The organism is Modestobacter sp. VKM Ac-2984 (assembly GCF_026967985.1).
Taxonomy (GTDB): domain Bacteria; phylum Actinomycetota; class Actinomycetes; order Mycobacteriales; family Geodermatophilaceae; genus Modestobacter.
The window spans coordinates 307,007-325,153 of sequence record NZ_JAPVBJ010000002.1; the positions used below are offsets into that span (position 1 = coordinate 307,007).

13 protein-coding genes are annotated in these 18,147 nt (G+C 74.7%); 4 read left to right on the top strand and 9 right to left on the bottom strand.

The features are described 5' to 3' along the window. The first annotated feature begins 3 nt into the window (after positions 1 to 3). Both O2W16_RS05355 and O2W16_RS05360 read left to right on the top strand, forming a co-directional pair. Complete coding sequence (locus O2W16_RS05355) at positions 4 to 5,022, top strand: NAD-glutamate dehydrogenase (protein WP_269157771.1); 5,019 nt, start codon at positions 4 to 6, stop codon at positions 5,020 to 5,022. A gap of 70 nt (positions 5,023 to 5,092) precedes the next feature. Next, positions 5,093 to 5,545 (top strand): PGPGW domain-containing protein, encoded by a 453-nt coding sequence (locus tag O2W16_RS05360; RefSeq protein WP_269157772.1) that lies wholly within the window; start codon positions 5,093 to 5,095, stop codon positions 5,543 to 5,545. Positions 5,546 to 5,554: 9 nt separating this feature from the next. Here O2W16_RS05360 and O2W16_RS05365 read toward each other — a convergent pair whose 3' ends face one another. Both O2W16_RS05365 and yaaA read right to left on the bottom strand, forming a co-directional pair. Continuing rightward, the gene (locus O2W16_RS05365) at positions 5,555 to 6,976 is read right to left on the bottom strand and encodes an amidase (RefSeq protein ID WP_269157773.1); all 1,422 of its coding nucleotides are present in this window, start codon (positions 6,974 to 6,976) and stop codon (positions 5,555 to 5,557) included. A gap of 42 nt (positions 6,977 to 7,018) precedes the next feature. Further along, a complete protein-coding gene (yaaA, locus tag O2W16_RS05370) occupies positions 7,019 to 7,777 on the bottom strand; it encodes a peroxide stress protein YaaA (protein ID WP_269157774.1) in 759 nt (252 codons plus the stop codon). A gap of 129 nt (positions 7,778 to 7,906) precedes the next feature. Between yaaA and O2W16_RS05375 the strand changes: the two genes are divergently transcribed. Continuing rightward, positions 7,907 to 8,758: a PP2C family protein-serine/threonine phosphatase gene (locus O2W16_RS05375; RefSeq protein WP_269157775.1), complete on the top strand. Its 852-nt coding sequence runs from the start codon at positions 7,907 to 7,909 to the stop codon at positions 8,756 to 8,758. 16 nt (positions 8,759 to 8,774) lie between these two features. Here the strand turns inward: O2W16_RS05375 and O2W16_RS05380 are convergent, their stop codons facing one another. From O2W16_RS05380 to O2W16_RS05395, 4 genes are all read right to left on the bottom strand, one after another. Then, on the bottom strand, positions 8,775 to 9,935 hold the full coding sequence (locus tag O2W16_RS05380) for an SPL family radical SAM protein (protein WP_269157776.1): 1,161 nt from the start codon (positions 9,933 to 9,935) through the stop codon (positions 8,775 to 8,777). A gap of 38 nt (positions 9,936 to 9,973) precedes the next feature. Continuing rightward, positions 9,974 to 11,434, bottom strand: a complete 1,461-nt coding sequence (locus O2W16_RS05385) for an HNH endonuclease signature motif containing protein (protein WP_269157777.1) — start codon at positions 11,432 to 11,434, stop codon at positions 9,974 to 9,976. Positions 11,435 to 11,560: 126 nt separating this feature from the next. Next, entirely contained in the window at positions 11,561 to 12,364 is an 804-nt protein-coding gene (locus O2W16_RS05390) for an exodeoxyribonuclease III (protein WP_269157778.1), read from the bottom strand. Positions 12,365 to 12,392: 28 nt separating this feature from the next. Further along, positions 12,393 to 13,355: an acyl-ACP desaturase gene (locus O2W16_RS05395; protein WP_269157779.1), complete on the bottom strand. Its 963-nt coding sequence runs from the start codon at positions 13,353 to 13,355 to the stop codon at positions 12,393 to 12,395. Positions 13,356 to 13,600: 245 nt separating this feature from the next. Between O2W16_RS05395 and O2W16_RS05400 the strand changes: the two genes are divergently transcribed. Next, positions 13,601 to 15,178 (top strand): LCP family protein, encoded by a 1,578-nt coding sequence (locus O2W16_RS05400; RefSeq protein ID WP_269157780.1) that lies wholly within the window; start codon positions 13,601 to 13,603, stop codon positions 15,176 to 15,178. A 5-nt stretch (positions 15,179 to 15,183) separates the two neighbouring features. Here O2W16_RS05400 and O2W16_RS05405 read toward each other — a convergent pair whose 3' ends face one another. The 3 genes from O2W16_RS05405 to O2W16_RS05415 are packed head-to-tail and all read right to left on the bottom strand — an operon-like array spanning position 15,184 to position 18,135. Then, complete coding sequence (locus tag O2W16_RS05405) at positions 15,184 to 15,816, bottom strand: LutC/YkgG family protein (RefSeq protein WP_269157781.1); 633 nt, start codon at positions 15,814 to 15,816, stop codon at positions 15,184 to 15,186. Positions 15,817 to 15,871: 55 nt separating this feature from the next. Further along, positions 15,872 to 17,365, bottom strand: a complete 1,494-nt coding sequence (locus tag O2W16_RS05410; protein WP_269157782.1) for a LutB/LldF family L-lactate oxidation iron-sulfur protein — start codon at positions 17,363 to 17,365, stop codon at positions 15,872 to 15,874. Next, a complete protein-coding gene (locus tag O2W16_RS05415; RefSeq protein ID WP_036336058.1) occupies positions 17,362 to 18,135 on the bottom strand; it encodes a (Fe-S)-binding protein in 774 nt (257 codons plus the stop codon). The genes O2W16_RS05410 and O2W16_RS05415 overlap by 4 nt, the downstream gene beginning before the upstream one ends. Between the last annotated feature and the right edge of the window lie 12 nt (positions 18,136 to 18,147).

Consider the following 18,147-nt stretch of genomic DNA (forward strand, 5'->3'; position numbering starts at 1 on the left):
AGCATGGCTCGTCTCGGTTCGGAGTCCGATCGGTCCGCACGCACCCCGGCCGCTCCGGGGGGTGACCGCATCCCGGTCCCCCCGGGTGGGGAGAGCGGCGACGGGACCGTCGACGGCCTGGTCGACACCCGCGCCGACATGGCCTCGTTGGAGGCTGCGCAGGAGGAGAAGCGCCGGCTGCTGGACCAGGCAGCCACCGCCGCCCGCGAGCTGCTGACCGCCCAGGGCACCCTCCCGGCCGGCGTCGGACCGGCCGACACCCCCGTCCTGCTGCACCGCTTCTACGCCGGGGAGCCGGCCGCCGAGGTGGTCGGCCACGACCCCGCCCAGCTGGCCGCCCTCGCACTCGGGCACCTCCGGCTGGCGGCCTCCCGCCGGCCCGGTACCCCGGTCGTCGACGTCCACCGCACCGACGGTGGGCGGGCCGTGCTCCGGGTGGTCGTCGACGACATGCCGTTCCTCGTCGACTCCGTCAGCGCCGAGGTGACCCGGCAGGGCATCGCCCCCGACCACGTCGTGCACCCGGTCGTGGTCGTCCGCCGGGACGCCGACGGGGAGCTGGTCGCCTTCTGCGACAGCGCCGACGCCGTCACCTGCGGGGCCGACGCCATCGCCGAGTCCTGGATGTCCGTCGTGCTGTCCGGGCAGGTCGACGAGGAGGCCGCCGCCGACCTGCTGGCCGGGATCGGTGCCGTGCTGGACGACGTCCGCCGGGCGCACACCGACGCCCCCGCCCTGGCCGGGCGGGCCGGGGAGATCGCCGACGCGCTGGGCCGGTTGCCGGCCCCTGCGGACGACGGGCACCCCGCCGACGATCCGGCCGAGGCCGCGGCGCTGCTCCGCTGGCTGGCGGGCGGCAACTTCCTCTTCCTCGGCGCCCGCACCGTCGAGCTGGTCGGTGACGCCGCCCAGCCGGCGGTCGAGGTGGTCGCCGGCTCCGAGCTCGGCGTGCTGCGCAGCTCCCCCGAGCGCGCCACCTCGGTGGCGCCGGCCGGGCTGGCCGCGCCGGGTGCGGGGGCCGCTCGCCGGGTCCGGATCACCAAGGGCGACGCCCGCTCCACGGTCCAGCGCCCGGCCTGGCTGGACCTGGTGGTCGTCGACCTGCCCAGCGACTCGCCGGGCAGCCGTGGCCGCCAGCACCTGTTGGTGGGCCTGTTCCCGAACGAGGCCTACACCAGCAGCGTCCGGGAGGTGCCGCTGGTCCGGCGGACCGCCGACGCCGTCCTGGACCGCTCCGGGGTGCCCGCCGACAGCCACTCGGGCAAGCAGCTGCTCGACGTCCTGGAGACCTACCCGCGCGACGAGCTGCTGCAGGTCGACGTCGACGAGCTGCTCCCGGTGGCGCTGGCCGTGCTGCACCTGCGCGAACGCCGGCAGACCCGGTTGTTCCTGCGCCGGGACCCGTTCGGCCGGTTCTTCTCCGCCCTCGTCTACCTGCCCCGCGACCGGTACACGACGCAGGTCCGGCTGACCATGCAGCGGCTGCTGCTGGAGCACCTGGGCGGCACCCACGTGGAGTTCACCGTCCGGTCCAGCGAGTCGGTGCTCACCCGCCTGCACTTCATCGTCCGGGTGCCGGTGAGCCGGCGGGGTGGCCCGTCGCTGCCCGACGTCGACGTCCCGGCGCTGGAGCAGGCCCTGGCGGCGGCCGCCCGCAGCTGGACCGACGACCTGGCTGCCGCCCTCGTCGTCCGGCACGGCGACGACGCTCCCCGGCTGCTGGCCCGGGTCGCCGACGCCTTTCCCGCGGCCTACCAGGAGGAGTTCCCGGCCCAGGTGGCCGTGGAGGACCTGGCCCGGCTGGACCGGCTGGCCCCCGGCGGGATGGACCTGCGGTTGCGGGCACCGGCCGGGCCGGAGGGGGAGCGCCGGCTGACCGTGTACCGGGTGGGGGAGCGGCTGCTGCTGTCCGACGTGCTGCCGGTGCTGCAGCACATGGGCGTCGACGTGCTCGACGAGCGGCCGTACGAGGTCGACCGGATCGGCGCCCCGATGGCCTGGGTGTACGACTTCGGCCTGGCGTCGCCGACCACCGAGGTGCCCTTCGCCGGCACGCTGCCCGAGCGGTTCACCGACGCGATCACCGCCGTCTGGGCCGGCCGAGCGGAGGACGACGCGCTGAACTCCCTCGTCCTGCTGGCCGGGCTGACCTGGCGGCAGGTGGCCGTGCTGCGCGCCTACGTGCAGTGGCTGCGCCAGGGTGGGCTCCCCTTCGGGCAGTCCTACGTGCAGGAGACCCTCGCCGCGCACCCGGGGATCGTGGCCCGGCTCATCGCGCTGTTCGAGACCCGGTTCCACCCCGACCGCTCGGCCGGCCGCGAGGCGCGCACCACCGCCCTGGTCGAGTCGCTGACCGCGGCGATCGGCGAGGTGGCCTCGCTGGACGCCGACCGGGTGCTGTCCTCGCTGCTGGCCGCCGTCCGGGCGACCCTGCGGACGACGGCCTACACGGCCGGCGTCTTCACCGACGGCGCCCCGCTGGCGCTCAAGCTCGACCCCTCCGCCGTCCCCGACCTGCCCGAGCCCCGCCCGGCGCGGGAGGTGTGGGTCAGCTCGCCGCAGGTGCTCGGCGTGCACCTGCGGTTCGGTGCGGTGGCCCGCGGCGGACTGCGCTGGAGCGACCGGCGGGAGGACCTGCGCACCGAGGTGCTCGGCCTGGTCAAGGCGCAGACGGTGAAGAACACCGTGATCGTCCCGACCGGGGCCAAGGGCGGCTTCGTGGTGCTGCGCGGCCCGGGTGAGGGGGCGTCCCGCGACGAGGTGCTCGCCGAGGGCAAGGCCTGCTACACCCAGTTCATCGGCGCGCTGCTGACGCTCACCGACAACCTGGTCGAGGGCCAGGTGGTCCCCCCGGAGCGGGTCGTCCGCCACGACGGCGACGACACCTACCTGGTGGTCGCCGCCGACAAGGGGACGGCGACCTTCTCCGACCTGGCCAACTCGGTGGCGATCGAGCGCGGGTTCTGGCTGGGCGACGCCTTCGCCTCCGGCGGCTCGGTGGGCTACGACCACAAGGCGATGGGCATCACCGCCCGTGGTGCGTGGGAGTCGGTCACCCGGCACTTCCGCGAGCTCGGCGTCGACGTGCAGAACCAGGAGGTCACCGTCGTCGGCGTCGGCGACATGTCCGGTGACGTGTTCGGCAACGGCATGTTGCTGTCCGAGCACCTCCAGCTGGTGGCTGCCTTCGACCACCGGCACGTCTTCGTCGACCCGACCCCGGACGCCGCGGTGTCCTTCGCCGAGCGCCGGCGGCTGTTCGAGCTGCCGCGCTCCTCGTGGGCGGACTACGACCGCTCGCTGATCAGCCCGGGCGGGGGAGTCTGGCCCCGGACGGCGAAGTCGGTGCCGGTGTCCGCGCCGATGCGCGCGGCGCTGGGGCTGGCCGACGACGTGGACGCGCTGAGCCCGCCCGAGTTGGTGCGCGCGGTGCTGCTGGCCCCGGTCGACCTGCTGTTCAACGGCGGGATCGGCACCTATGTGAAGGCCGCCGCGGAGAGCGCGCTGGACGTGGGGGACAAGGCCAACGACGCGGTGCGGGTCGACGGCGGCCAGCTGCGGGTCCGGGTGGTCGGCGAGGGCGGCAACCTGGGCCTGACCCAGCGGGGGCGGATCGAGTACGCGCTGGCCGGGGGGCGGGTGAACACCGACGCGATCGACAACTCCGCGGGCGTCGACACCTCCGACCACGAGGTCAACATCAAGATCGCGCTGAACCGGGTGGTCGACGAGGGGCGCCTGGAGCCGGACGACCGGGCTCGGCTGCTGGAGGAGATGACCGACGAGGTGGCCGCGGCCGTGCTCGGGGACAACTACGCGCAGAACGCGACGCTGGCCACCGAGTGCGCCGCATCGCGGGGGCTGCTCGACGCCCACCAGCGCTACCTGCGGGCCCTGGAGCGGGCCGGCCGGCTCGACCGTGCGGTGGAGGCGCTCCCCGACGACCGGGCGTTGGCCGAGCGCCGCCGCGACGGTCAGGCCCTGACCGGCCCCGAGCTGTCCGTGCTGCTGGCCTACGCCAAGATCGAGGCCGGCGACGCGGTGTTGGACTCGGGGTTGCCCGACGACCCGGCGCTGGCCGACCTGCTCGAGGACTACTTCCCCACCGCACTGCGTGCCCGCTTCCCGACCGCGCTGACCAGCCACCCGCTGCGCCGGGAGATCGTGGCGACGGTGCTGAGCAACCGGGCGGTCAACACCGCCGGCGTCACCGGGCTGTTCCGGCTCGGCGAGGAGACGGGTGCCCCGGTCTCGGCCGTGGTGCGCGCGCACACCGTCGCCCGGGCGGTGTTCGACGTCGACCGGCTGTGGGACGCCCCACGGGACCTGGACAACCGGGTGCCGGCCGCCACCCAGGTGCGGCTGCGCACCGAGGCGACCCGGCTGGCCGAGCGGACCACCCGCTGGCTGCTGCGGATCCCCGAGCTCACCGCGGAGCCGGCGGCCACGCTGACCCCGGTGATCGAGCGGTTCGCCGCGCCGGTCGCCGAGGTGCGCGCCGGCCTGCCCGGCTGGCTGCTGGGGGCCGACGCCGAGGCCTACGCGGAGCGGGCCGCGGAGCTCCGGGCCGCCGGCGTCGCGCCGGAGCTGGCCGCCGAGGTCGCCGCCGCGCCGCTGCTGCCGACGGCGCTGGACCTCGCGGTGGTGGCCGAGGACACCGGCGCCCCCATCGCGCTGGCCGCGCAGGTGTCCCAGTGCCTGGCCGAGCGGCTGGCCCTCGTGCCGCTGCGCGAGCTGGTGATCGGGCTGCCCCGGGACCGGCGCTGGCCGTCGATGGCCCGGGCGAGCCTGCGCGACGACCTGGCGGCCGAGCAGGCGACGCTCACCGGCGACGTGCTGGGCCTGCGGCGTTCCGACGGCGAGGCCGCGGCCGAGCTGGTCGAGCGGTGGGTCGACGCCTGGGACGTCGCCCAGCAGCGGGCCGCGGCCCAGCTCGCCGACCTGGCCGGCGGTGACCGGCACGAGCTGGCCGAGCTGCTGGTCGCCGTCCGCACGCTGCGGGGGCTGCGCCGCCGCCGCTGAACCCAGGGAATCCGTGCGACACGCCGGAGGAACGGAGTGTGCCGCAGATGGGTGGGGCACAACCGGCCTCGTGAAGACCGCTGTGATCGCCACCCTCGGTGGCCTGCTGACCCTCGCCGGCATCGGGCTGCTGGTGCTGCCCGGCCCCGGGTTCGTCCTCGTCGCTGCGGGGCTGGCCGTGCTGGCCACCCGGTTCGCCTGGGCGAAGAAGCCGCTGGACTACGCCCAGGACAAGGCCGTGGCCGGCGTCGAGGAGGTCGGCCGCAGCCCCTGGCGGGCCGCCGGCGCCGTCCTCGCCGCCCTCGCCCTGGTCGCCGTCGGGGCGCTGGTGCTCGCCGGGGTGGAGCTGCCGTTCACCAACGCCTTCACCGCCCTCGTCCTGATGATCTCCGGGCTGTTCCTCGTCGGCACGGTGGTCTTCGCCCGCCGGCACGAGAAGGTCATGGTGGCCCGGGCCCACCGCCCGGGTGGGGTCGCCGGCACCGGGGGCGCCTACCGGGTGGTCGCGCCCGAGCAGGAGTGAGCCCCCGGCTCAGCCCAGGTCGGGACGGCGCCGGCCGTGGCCGGTGGCCTGCTCGAACGCGTGCCCGACCTCCAGCACCCGCCGGTCGGCCCGCGGCGCAGCGATGACCTGCAGGCCCACCGGCAGCCCGTCCGGGGTGAAGCCCCCGGGCACCGACAGTGCGGGGCACCCGGTCGCCGAGATCAGCGTGCAGGAGCGCATCCAGCCCAGGTAGTCCTCCTGCGGGACGCCGGCGACCTCGGTCGGGTACTCCTGCTCGACCGGGAACGGCAGGACCTGCGTGGTCGGGGCCAGCAGCACGTCGAAGCGCTCGAAGAACGCGACGACCCGCTCGAAGAGCGCCGTGTGCGCGACCTCCGCGCGGCCGACGTCGGCGCCGGTCAGCGCCGCACCCCGGGAGGCGTTCCAGCGGATCGTCTCCTTCACCTGGTCCGGGTGCTCGCGCACCAGGGCGCCGAAGCTCGCCTCGAACAGCCAGGCGCGCAGCACCCCGAACGCCTCGTCGGCGCCGGCCAGGTCGGGGCAGTCCTCCTCGACGGTGGCGCCCAGGTCGCGGAACACCCCGAGCTGCTCCATCAGCACGGCGGTGATCGCCGGGTCGACCGGCACCTGGCCGCCGAGGTCGGGCGCCCAGGCGACCCGCAGGCCGGTCAGCTCGGTCGGCAGCGGCGCGGCGAACGGGGCGCCGGGGTCGGCCAGCGAGATCGGTACCCGCGGGTCGGGGCCGGCCAGCGCGGACAGCCCCAGCGCGACGTCGCCGACGGTGCGGCCCATCGGCCCCTGCACGGACAGCTGCGACCAGCCGATCGCCGTCGGGTGGCTGGGCACCCGGCCGGGCGTGGGGCGCAGGCCGACGACGTTGCAGAACGCAGCCGGGTTGCGCAGCGAGCCACCCATGTCGCTGCCCTCGGCGATCGGCACCAGCCCGGCGGCCAGCGCCGCTGCCGCGCCGCCGGAGGACCCGCCGGCGGACAGTCCGTGCCGGTAGGGGTTGTGGGTGGCGCCGAACAGGGTGTTGAAGGTGTGCGAGCCGGCTGCGAACTCGGGCACGTTCGTCTTGCCGACCCGGATCGCACCGGCCGCCTTCAGCCGGGCGACGACCAGCTCGTCGCGGGCCGGCACCGTCTCGGCGTGCAGCGGGGAGCCCCAGGTGGTGCGCATGCCCCCGGTGGCGTGGGTGTCCTTGTGCGCGACCGGCAGGCCGTGCAGCGGGCCGACCGGCTCACCGGCGGCGAGCCGGGCGTCGGCGGCGTCGGCCGCGGCCCGGGCGCCCTCGGCGTCCAGCGTGACGATCGCGTTGAGCTCCGGGTTCAGCCGCTCGATCCGGTCGAGGTGGGCGTCCATCAGCTCGCGGGCGGAGACCTCCCGGTCGCGGACCAGCGCGACCAGCTCGGTCGCCGGACGGGTGCACAGCTCATCGAGGTCGCTCACCCCGGCGACCGTACTGGGTCTCTCAGCGCTGAGGAACCTCGGTCAGCGGGTCACTGCGGCTGCGGGGACGACGAGGGTCAGCTCGGTGCGGCCGTCGTGTTCCACGTGCAACCCCGCCCGGCGCAGCAGGGCGCGCAGCCGGACGACGGAGTCCGGCTCCGCCGTGGTGGTCGCCAGCAGCCGCGCCAGCCGGCCCTTGTGCGCCTTGTTGAAGTGGCTGACCACCGCCCGGGTGCCGTCGGGGCGCTCGCTGAGCACCTGCACGGTGACCGCGCCCGGGACGGGGGCCAGCTCGGCGTAGGCCCCGGAGCGCAGGTCCACCACCAGGTCGTCGACGCCGGTCAGCACGTCGGTGAGCACCGGCTTCCACAGCGACCGCAGCGTCGGCAGCCCGGGCAGGGAGCTGCCCGCGGAGAGCCGGTAGGCGGGGACGGGGTCGTCGGCGCGCAGCAGCCCGAACAGTGCCGACCCCACGGCCAGCCGCCCGGCGGCCCGGCGGCGTTGCGCCCGGGTGAGGGACCGCACGTCCAGGGCGTCGTAGAGGACGCCGGTGTAGCGCTCGATCGCCGGCATCGTCGGGCTGGTGCGCAGTGCGGCGTTGCGGGCGATCTCGCCGTCCTGGGCGGGGGAGAGGCCGAGCGCTGCGCGGGCGGCCGGGACGTCGCCGGCGAGGGACACCACCGCGGTCACCAGTTGTGCGCGCAGGGGGTTCAGCTCCGGGGTGCCCAGGGCACTCAGGTCCAGCGGGGCGCCGTCCCCGCCGGGGTGCTTGGTCTCCGACGGCGGCAGCAGGACGAGCACGAGGACGAACGGTAGGTGACCCCGCCCGCCGTGTTCGTGGGCGCCCCCGGGTCGCGTGATCTACCGTTCGGCGACCGCTGCGTTCGCAGTGCAGGCCGGTCGGTCGGTGAGGACAGGAGGTGACGGCAGGTGCTCGTGCTCGACAGCGCTGCCGTCTCCACCCGCGGCCCCCGCCCGGACAACCAGGACTCCGCGGTCGCCGGCCCCCAGCTGATCGCCATCGCCGACGGGGTGGGCGGCAACGTCGGTGGCGCGGTCGCATCCTCGCTGGTGGTCAACTGGCTGGCTCCGCTGGCCACCGGCAGCACCGGCGAGGGCGCGGACGACCCGGTGCGGATCGTGGCCAGCGCGAACGAGCGGATCCGGGCCGCCTACACCGAGCGCCCCCGGCTGCGGACCATGGCGACCACGATGACCGTGCTGCACGTCGACGCCGAGGGGCTGGCGCTGCTGCACATCGGCGACTCCCGCGGCTACCTGCTCCAGGACGGCGAACTCCAGCAGGTCAGCACCGACCACACCCTCGTGCAGGCGCTGATCGACGCCGGCTCGCTGACGCCGGCCGAGGCGAAGGTGCACCCCCAGCGGTCGGCGGTCTACGCGGCCCTGCACGGCGCGGACGACGACGTCGCCGCGGTCGACGTGCTGCGGCTGGACGCGCGCCCCGGTGACCGGGTGATGGTCTGCTCCGACGGGCTGTCCGACGTCGTCCCGCCGGCGGTGCTGTGCGACCTGCTGGCCGCCGAGGGCACGCCCGCCGAGGCCGCCGCGCGCCTGCGGGACGCCGCGCTGGCCGGCCCGCCCACCGACAACATCACCGTCGTCGTCGCCGACGTCCTGGAGGCGCTGCCCGACGGCGGCCCGGTCCGGGTGTGCACGTACGGCGCCGCCACCGAGCTCCGCGAGGAGACCGCCGAGGCGCTGGAGGCCGTCTGGCCCGGCCCGGTGCCGGTCGGCCTGGTCCAGCACCGCCCCCGCTGAGCGCAGGGGTCCTCCGTCAGGTCCAGTAGAGCAACCGGGCGCCGGGCAGCCGGTCGGCGATCGCGTCGGTGAACCAGCTCCGCAGCTCCGTCATGGTGTCGCGGGGGTAGACGTGCTTGACCGCCCCGTACTTCCCGCGCTTGGTGGTCCGCGCGGCCTCGTCCATCTCCAGCTTCGTCCGCGGGTACCACTCGGTCAGCGTCGCCTTGCTGCCCGGCGTGAAGCGGTGGGTGATGCACTCGACGGTGAGGTCGGTGCCGGTGGGGAGCGCCGCGGCGACGTCGTCCAACAGCTGGCCGTGCTCCTCGCGCCAGCCCGGCTCCGGCATGATCGGCGCGATGGTCAGGCCGACCGGGTAGCCGGCGGCGGCGACCGCGCCCAGGGCGGCGATGCGGCCGGCGACGGGCGAGGTCGCCCCCTCGAAGCGGCGGGCCACCGACGCGGCGTTCAGCGAGAACCGCAGCCGGGTCCGGCCGCCGTGCGGCAGGTCGAGCAGGCCGGCGACGTCGTCGAACTTGGTGGTGGCCCGTAGCTGCACGGGCCCGGCCCAGTCGTGCGTGCCGAAGTGTCGGATCGCCGTGGCCAGCCCGCCGGTCAGGTGTTCCAGGGCGAGCGGATCGGTGTAGCAGGAGGCCTCGAACGTCGTCCCCTCGCCGGCGCGGGCAGCGGACCCGGAGGTGACGGTTCCGTGCCCGACGTAGCCGTCCAGGCCCGCCAGGGCCTCGTCGAGGTCGGCGTACACCCGGGTGATCGGCGGCCCGGACAGCGAGCCGGCCAGGTAGCAGTACTGGCAGTGCGCCGGGCAGCCCTGCGCGAGGTCGAACCGCCAGTCGGCCGAGGGGGCGATCGGCTGGAGCCGGCGCAGCGAGGGCGGCGGCACCACCAGCGCCAACGTCTGCTTGGCCGCCATGAACGCCGCCCGGTCGCCGTCGCCGCGCAGGGCGGGCAGCCGGTCGCCGCGCAGCAGCTCGATGTCGCTGACCCCCGAGGCCTCCAGCTGGGCCAGCACCCGCTGCCCGTACGGGCGCTCTGCCGCGGAACGGGTGACGAGGACACGGGACGGCGTCCACAGCCGGGTCGGCGTGGTAGCCGTGACGGGTCGAACGGCGAGCGGGGCGGCGGGGAACGGGGCGGCGGGGAGCGGGGAGCTGGCGGGAGCGGTGCGCGCGGTGGGCATCGCCTGGTGCAACGGCCCCCGGACGGCCGTCCTTCCGCTCAGGCGGCGCGCCGCCGGACGAGGTCGCGATGTGCCATCAGCGCCCAGACCACGTGCCGCAGGTCCATCCGCTCGCCGTCGGAGGGGAGGGCCGAGGGCAGCAGGTGCGGGGACGGGAGCAGTGACATGAGCCCGTCGGGGGCGGTCCCGCGGAACCGCTCCCCGATGCCGGACCACGGGTGCCCGCCGTCCGGGGCCACGGCGACCAGCCGGCCGAAGCGCCGGCTGAGCGCCAGGTCGTGGTCGTGGACGAGCCCGTGGTCGACGTCGCAGAGCAGGACGAGGTTGGAGACGTCGGTGCGGCCGCCGTGCAGCCAGTGCCTCAGGTGGTGGGCGTGCAGACGTTCCGGCCGCGTCTCCTCGCAGCCCGGTCGCGCACAGCCGCCGTCGCGCAGCAGCAGTGCGCGGCGCTGGGCGCGGGTGGCGTATCGCCGCGACCGGCCCTGGGCCAGTACCTCGGGGCCGTCGGTGACGATCGCGGTGACGGCCGCGTCGCAGGCCAGCCGACGCGCCTGCGCAGGCGTGAGGGCCGGACCGCCTTCCAATGCGGCCCGCCCGGCGGCCTCGTCGTCGGCGAGCACCGAGGCGTCCACGACGACGACCACCTCGCGACGGGGTGGGTCCCCGGCGCGGCGGTCGGCGTCGGCCGCCGCCGCGGCCAGCTGCGTCATCGCTCGGCATCGGCGCTCGGTGGTCACCGCCAGCGGCTCCACCTCGTCCTCGCCCGAGGCATCTCCGGCGGCATGTCCTCCCGCGGCGGGGACGCCGGTGGAGGCCGCCTCGCCGTCCCCAGCCGGTTCGGGACCGCCGGGCAGGGCGGCCTGGGCGCGGCGGCGGGCGGCCCGTTCCCGGCGGGCGTCCCGTTCGGCGAGTGACTCGATCGCGGCGAGGAACTCGGCGCCCTGCTCGGCTTCCATCCGCACCTGCACCGAGACCATCCCGTCGTCCTCGGTCCACCAGGAGAACCGTCGCCGGTCGGCGACCCGGCCCGCGTCGACGTCGTCGGCCCGGCGCCAGGCCCGCACGGTGCGCTCCACCTGGGAGGCGGTGGCGTGCCGGGCGAACTCGACGAGCTCTGCCTCGGTGCCCGGTTCGGCGACCCGGGTCAGTGCGCGCACCTTCGAGTAGGAGAGCTCCCCGGCGGAGAAGGCGGCGCTGGTGAGAGGCAGCTCGCGCAGTGCCCGCGCCACCCGGACGTGCTGCCTGGCCGTCCCCGGCGTCAGCGCGCATTTCCAGGCCAGCCAGTGCGCGCACGAGGTGATGCCGACGCCTCCCCAGCCCTCCCGCTCGTCGAACTGGGCGACCAATCGCAGCCAGGACGCCGTGGCCGCCGCCAGCTGCACTGCACCGGCGCAGATCCGATCACCCAGTGAGTCGAGGGGCTCGAGGGGTTCGATCGGCTCCGTGACGGCAGGGGCGACGACGGGCAGCGGCAGGGTAGAGACCAGTGCATCGATCATGTGTTCGAACGTAGGGGAGACCACCGACAGAACTGCAGCTCAGCAGCGCGGGACGGTTCCGCGGAACCGTCCCGCCCGCCGCTTTCCTCGACGCCGGTACGGGCGCCGGACCGCGAGTGGACTGGGTCAGTCGGCCAGGTCGACGACGATCGGGGCGTGGTCGCTGGCGCCCTTGCCCTTGCGCTCCTCGCGGTCGATGCGGGCGCCGGTGACCCGCTGGGCCAAGGCCGGGGAGCCGAGCACGAAGTCGATCCGCATGCCCTCGCGGCGGGGGAAGCGCAGCTGGGTGTAGTCCCAGTACGTGTAGACGCCGGGCCCGGGCGTGTACGGCCGGACGACGTCGGTGAAGCCGGCCTCGACCACGCCCCGGAACGCGGCCCGTTCGGGTTCGGAGACGTGCGTGGAGTGGCTGAACACCGAGATGTCCCAGACGTCGTCGTCCTGCGGGGCGATGTTCCAGTCGCCGACCAGCGCGACCTGCGCCTCGGCGTCCTCGGTCAGCCAGCCGCCGGCGTGCACCCGCAGGGCCTCCAGCCACTCGAGCTTGTACTGCAGGTGCGGGTCGGTCAGCGTGCGGCCGTTGGGGACGTACAGGCTCCACACCCGCACCCCGCCGCAGACGGCGCCGAGCGCACGGGCCTCCTGGGCCGGCTCGACACCCTCCTTCGACGACCACGAGGGCATGCCGGGGAAGCCGACCTGGACGTCGCTGAGCCCGACCCGGGAGAGCAGCGCGACGCCGTTCCACTGCGAGTGCCCGACGTGCGCGACGTCGTAGCCCAGCGCCCGGAACCGGTCTTCCGGGAACTGCTCGTCCTTGCACTTGGTCTCCTGCAGCGCCAGGACGTCGACATCGCTGCGCTGCAGGAAGGCCTCCACCCGGTCGACTCGGCTGCGGATGGAGTTGACGTTCCAGGTGGCCAGGCGCACGGGTGCCGAGCCTAGGCCGGGCCCTTCCTCAGGCTTGCGGGAGAGGGGTCAGCTCGGTGTCCTGGCGGGCCTGAACGCGGGCGCGCATCCGGTCCCGGCTCTCCACGAACTTGGTGGCCTGGGCATCGAGGCCGACCAGGAACTGGGCGAGCTCCTCGCGGGCCTGCTCGCCCTCGGGGCCGAGGTTGGTGCGCTCGAACACCTTCCACGCGCGCAGCACGGGCTGGATGACCTCGTCGTGGTGCAGTCGCAGGTCGTAGATGCCGGCCTTGGCGATGAGCACGGAGTTCTTCCGGAAGCCGGCCATGGTGGCGCCGGGCATCTCGAAGCGCATCACCTCGTCGGCGACGGCCCGCATGGTCTTGTCCGGCTCGATCTCGAACGCCGCGGAGACGATGTTCCGGTAGAAGACCATGTGCAGGTTCTCGTCCTTGGCGATCCGGGCGAGGAGCTGGTCGGCGATCGGGTCGCCGGTGGCCTTGCCGGTGTTGCGGTGGCTCACCCGGGTGGCGAGCTCCTGGAACGAGACGTAGGCGACCGCCTCGAGCGGGGTCTTGTCGCCGGAGTCGTAGCCGGAGGTCATGTAGTCCATCCGGGCCCGCTCGAGCTCGACGGGGTCGACCCCGCGGGTGACGACGAGGTAGTCACGCAGCGCGACGCCGTGCCGGTTCTCCTCCGCCGTCCAGCGGCCGACCCAGGTGCCCCAGGCGCCGTCCCGGCCGAAGCGGGTGGCGATCTCCCGGTGGTAGCTGGGGAGGTTGTCCTCGGTGAGCAGGTTGGTGAACATCGCCGCCTTGGCGGTCTCGTCCAGCCGGGACTGCTCCGGCGACCAGTCCTCGCCGCCGAGGAAGGCGAAGTCCCGCCCCTGCGACCACGGGACGTAGTCGTGGGGGTGCCATTCCTGCGCCAGCCCGATGTGGCGGTTCAGGTTCTCCTCCACCACCGGCTCGAGCTCGCTGAGCAGTGCTGCCTCGCGCGACGTGTGGGACACGATCGACCTCCTCGGTCCGGTACCTGCGGTGTTGTGACCTACGGCGGACCGTGCCGACGGGCGTGGCCGACCGCGGTCGGGTCCGACCCTTCCGTACCCGGGGGAAGCCGCACCAGACATCGGGGTGTGACCGGGCACACGACCTGCTCTTCCGGGGGTGAGGCCGTCCGCTGAACCCGTGATCTGAGGCCGAAACGGTGCGATCATGGTCGGATGACCGGATCGGCGATGCACGGGGCTGCCGCGTGAGCGACGAACCAGCGACCCGACGGGGCGGTCGGCACGGCGGGCGGAGAGGCCCACACACCGTCCGTGGCTTCGGCCCGGCCCTGCTGCTCACCGTGGTCGGCGCCCTGGTGCCCGGCTCTGCCTTCCTGGCCACCGGGCGGCGCCGGCTCGGTGCGCTCGTCGTCGTCGTGTTCATGGTGCTGCTCGGTGGGGTGGCCTACCTGGCCACCACGGGCCTGCGCGACGTGATCGCGGTGGCCGTCGACTCCGCGGCCCTGCGATGGGTGATCGGCGGCATCGTCGCCCTCGCGGTGGCCTGGCTGCTCGTCGTCCTGATCGGTTACGCGCTGTTGTTGCCACGCCGTACGCGAGCATGGCAACACGTGCTCGGCGCGGTCGTCGTCCTGACCCTGTGCGCGGGGGTGGTCGCGCCCGCCGTGTGGGCCGTGCGGATCGCCGATGCCCAGGCCCAGCTGCTCGACAACGTGTTCGCCGACCGGGAGAGCGCCACGGTCCCCGACCCGGTGGAGTCCGCCGACGACCCGGACCCGTTCGGCGACCGGGAGGAGGTCAACTTCCTGCTGCTGGGCGGGGACGGCGGCGAGGGCCGCGAGGGCGTGCGCACCGACACGGTGATCGTCGCGAACGTGCAGACCGACACCGGCGCCACCACCCTGTTCAGCCTGCCCCGCAACCTGCAGGAGCTGCCCTTCCCCGAGGACAGCCCGCTGGCCGAGGTCTGGCCCGACGGGTTCGACGTCGGCAGCGAGGCCGAGAGCCTGCTCAACGCCGTCTACCGGAACGGGCCGGCGTGGTACCCGGGCATCCTCGGCGAGACCGACGACCCGGGCGCGGACATGCTCAAGCTCGGCGTCGGCGAGGCCCTCGGCCTGGAGATCGACTACTTCGTGCTGGTCAACCTGGACGGCTTCAGCCGGCTGGTCGATGCGCTCGGTGGCATCGACGTGAACGTCAACTACTACGTGCCGGTCGGTGGCGAGCCCTCGCTCGGGATCCTGCCGGACGACTACATCGAGCCGGGGCCGGAGCAGCACATGGACGGCGCCCGGGCCCTCGACTACGCCCGCGGACGGTTCGGTCTCTCCGACTACCAGCGGATGGACCGCCAGCGGTGCGTGATCGGCGAGATCGTCGAGGCCGCCGACCCGATGACGCTCCTCTCCCGGTTCCAGCAGCTGGCCGCGACCACGCAGGACATCGTGTCCACCGACGTGCCGCAGTCCCGGCTGGACGACCTCGTCGACCTGGCGTTCGAGGTCAAGGACGCCGAGATCCGCAGCGTCGTCTTCGACGACACGGTGATCGACCCGGCCTACCCGGACTACGACCAGATCCGCACGCTGGTGCAGCAGGCGCTGGACGGGTCGTCGGACACCCCGGCCGAGAGCACCCCGGCCGAGGAGGACGTGACCGACGACGGGGCTGCGCCGTCCCCCACGTCGTCGGCCGGCGCGACCAGTGCCGCACCGGCAGAGCCCGACCCGGCCGCCGAGGTCGGTGACGCCTGCGCCTACGACCCGGCGCAGGCGGAGGCCGCCCGCGCGGAGGGGGAGCCCCCCACCCGCAACGGCTGACGCCGTCAGCCCGCCAGGACCACCAGCAACGTGCGCGGGCCGTGCACGCCCTCGACCCGCTGCAGCTCGATGTCGCTGGTGGCCGAGGGGCCGCTGACCATCGTGAGCGGCCGCAGTGGGTCGAGTCGGCCCAGCCCCTCGGGCACGCTGCCGACGACCTGGTCGGCGGTCACCACGCAGACCAGGCAGTCCGGCAGCAGGGACAGCGCCCGCCGTCCGCAGGCGGGGGAGCCGTCGAGCACCAGGGTGCCGGTCTCGGCGACCGCCACCGCCACCGCGGTGACCGAGGCGGCCCGGTCGGCGAGCTGCACCGCCGGCCGGTCGTCGTCGACGTCGCAGCCGGCCGGCCGCCAGTCCTCGGCCAGCCCTGGAGCGACGACGACGTCGCCGGCCGTCCACCCGCTGCCCAGCCCCTGGTCCAGGGCGGCCCGGACGGTGGCGCCGACGTCGGCGGGGGCGCAGCGCAACACCGTGGCCTGGTAGTCCTCCACCCGGTCGACCAGCAGTTCCAGCAGCGCCGGGTCGCCGGCCGGGCGGCCGTCGGTGAGCCGGTAGTCGCGGACCACCTCCTCGGGGGGCGTCCGGTCCGCCCCCAGGGCCTGACGCACCCGGGACAGCACCTCCTCGCGAGCGCTCACCGTCGTCCTCCTGTCGTGTTGCACGTGGAACGTCGCCCCGTGGCGCCCTGCCCGGTCACGACCCGTGCTCCCGGACCCAGGACTCCACGAAGGTCTCCCGCGGCGGGGTGGGCAGGTCGCGGCTGCGGGTCCAGCCGGAGACCGGCGGCGGCAGCGCGTTGGGCAACGTGGGCTTCCCGCGGGCGATCAGCCGGCCGAGCCGGGAAGCCCGCTGGGCCAGGTGCCACAGCCGCGGGTGCGACATGACCTTCGCCAGGCCGCGGAAGGCCACCGCCTCCGCGGTCGGCCGCTCCCTGTCCCGGGCGACGGCCTCGACGTGTTCGGCGCGCAGGTGCACCAGGATCGAGGGGATGTCGATCGCCACCGGGCAGACGTCGTAGCAGGCGCCGCAGAGCGAGGAGGCGAACGGCAGGGAGGCGTTGTCCTCCACCCCGGTCAGCATCGGGGAGAGCACCGCGCCGATCGGCCCCGGGTACACCGAGCCGTAGGAGTGCCCGCCGGCCCGCTCGTACACCGGGCAGACGTTCAGGCAGGCCGAGCAGCGGATGCAGTGCAGCGCCTCGCGGCCCACCTCGTCGGCGAGCACCGCGGTGCGGCCGTTGTCCAGCAGCACCAGGTGGAACTCCTGCGGCCCGTCGCCGGGGGTCACGCCGGCCCAGGTCGAGGTGTAGGGGTTCATCCGCTCCCCGGTGGAGGAGCGCGGCAGCAGCTGCAGGAAGACCTCGAGGTCGCGCCAGGTGGGCACCACCTTCTCGATGCCCATGACGGTGATCAGCGTCTCCGGCAGGGTCAGGCACATCCGCCCGTTGCCCTCGCTCTCCACCACGGTGAGCGTGCCGGTCTCGGCGACGGCGAAGTTCGCCCCGCTCACCGCCACCCGGGCGCGCAGGAACCGCTCGCGCAGGTGGGTGCGGGCGGCCATCGCCAGCTGCCGGGGGTCGTCGGTGAGGTCGGGGTCGACGCCGGGGATGGTGCGGGCGAAGATCTCCCGGATCTCGGCCCGGTTCTTGTGGATCGCCGGCACCAGGATGTGCGAGGGCTTGTCCTCCCCCAGTTGCACGATCAGCTCGGCCAGGTCGGTCTCGAACACGTCGAGCCCGGCCGCCTCCAGCGCCTCGTTCAGGCCGATCTCCTGGGTGGCCATCGACTTGACCTTGACCACCTCGGACGTGCCGGTGGCCTGCACCAGCCGGGTGACGATCTCGTTGGCCTCGTTCGCGTCCCGGGCCCAGTGGACGACGCCGCCGCGGGCGGTGACCTGGCGCTCGAGCTCCTCCAGGTGGTCGTCGAGGCGGGCCATCGTGGCGGCCTTGAGCGCCCGGCCGGCCTCGCGCAGCTGCGCCCAGTCGGGCAGCTCGTCGACCACCTTGGCCCGCTTGCCGCGGATCGTGCTGGTGGCGTGGCCGAGGTTGGCCCGCAGCTGACCGTCGCGCAGCGCCCCGCGGGCGGCGTCCGGGAAGGACTGGTCGCCGCGCAGGTGGCCCACGCCGCGGGGCGCGGTGGGCAGGCCGAGGAAGGTCGGCGCCTTCGGGGGGACGGTGGCGGTCATGCCGACACCGCCGGTCGGGTCTGCTGGTCGGGTGTCACGGCTTCCTCCGTCGAGGCGAGGATCTCGGCCAGGTGGACCGTGCGGGTGCCGGCCCGGAGCCGGGAGAGGCCGCCGCCGATGTGCATCAGGCAGGAGGCGTCCCCGGCGGTGCAGACCTCGGCGTGCGTGCCGAGGACGTTGGCCATCTTGTCGGTGAGCATCGCGGTCGAGGTGTCGGCGTTCTTCACCGCGAAGGTGCCGCCGAAGCCGCAGCACTGCTCGGCGCCGGGCAGCTCGACCAGCTCCAGCCCGCGCACCGCCCGCAGCAGCTGGTAGGGCCGGTCGCCCACCTTCAGCAGCCGCAGCGAGTGGCAGGTCGGGTGGTAGGTGACCCGGTGCGGGTAGTAGGCGCCGACGTCGGTCACCCCCAGCACGTCCACCAGGAACTGGGACAGCTCGTAGGTGCGCCCGGCCAGCTCCTCGGCCTCGTCGGCCAACCGGTGCTCACCGGCCCGGCGGGCGACCGCGGCCTGCTGGTGGTGGATGGAGGCCACGCAGGACCCCGACGGCGCCACGATCGCCTCCGCGCCGGCGAAGGCCCGCACGTGGTTGGCGACGATCGGCACCGCCTCCCGGCGGTAGCCGGTGTTGACGTGCATCTGCCCGCAACAGGACTGCCCCGGCGGGACGACGACCTCGTGCCCCAGCCGTTGCAGCAGCGTGGCGGTGGCCCGGGCCACCGAGGGGGTCAGGGTGTCCACCAGGCAGGTGGCGAAGAGCGCGACCTTCACGGGCGGCTCCTC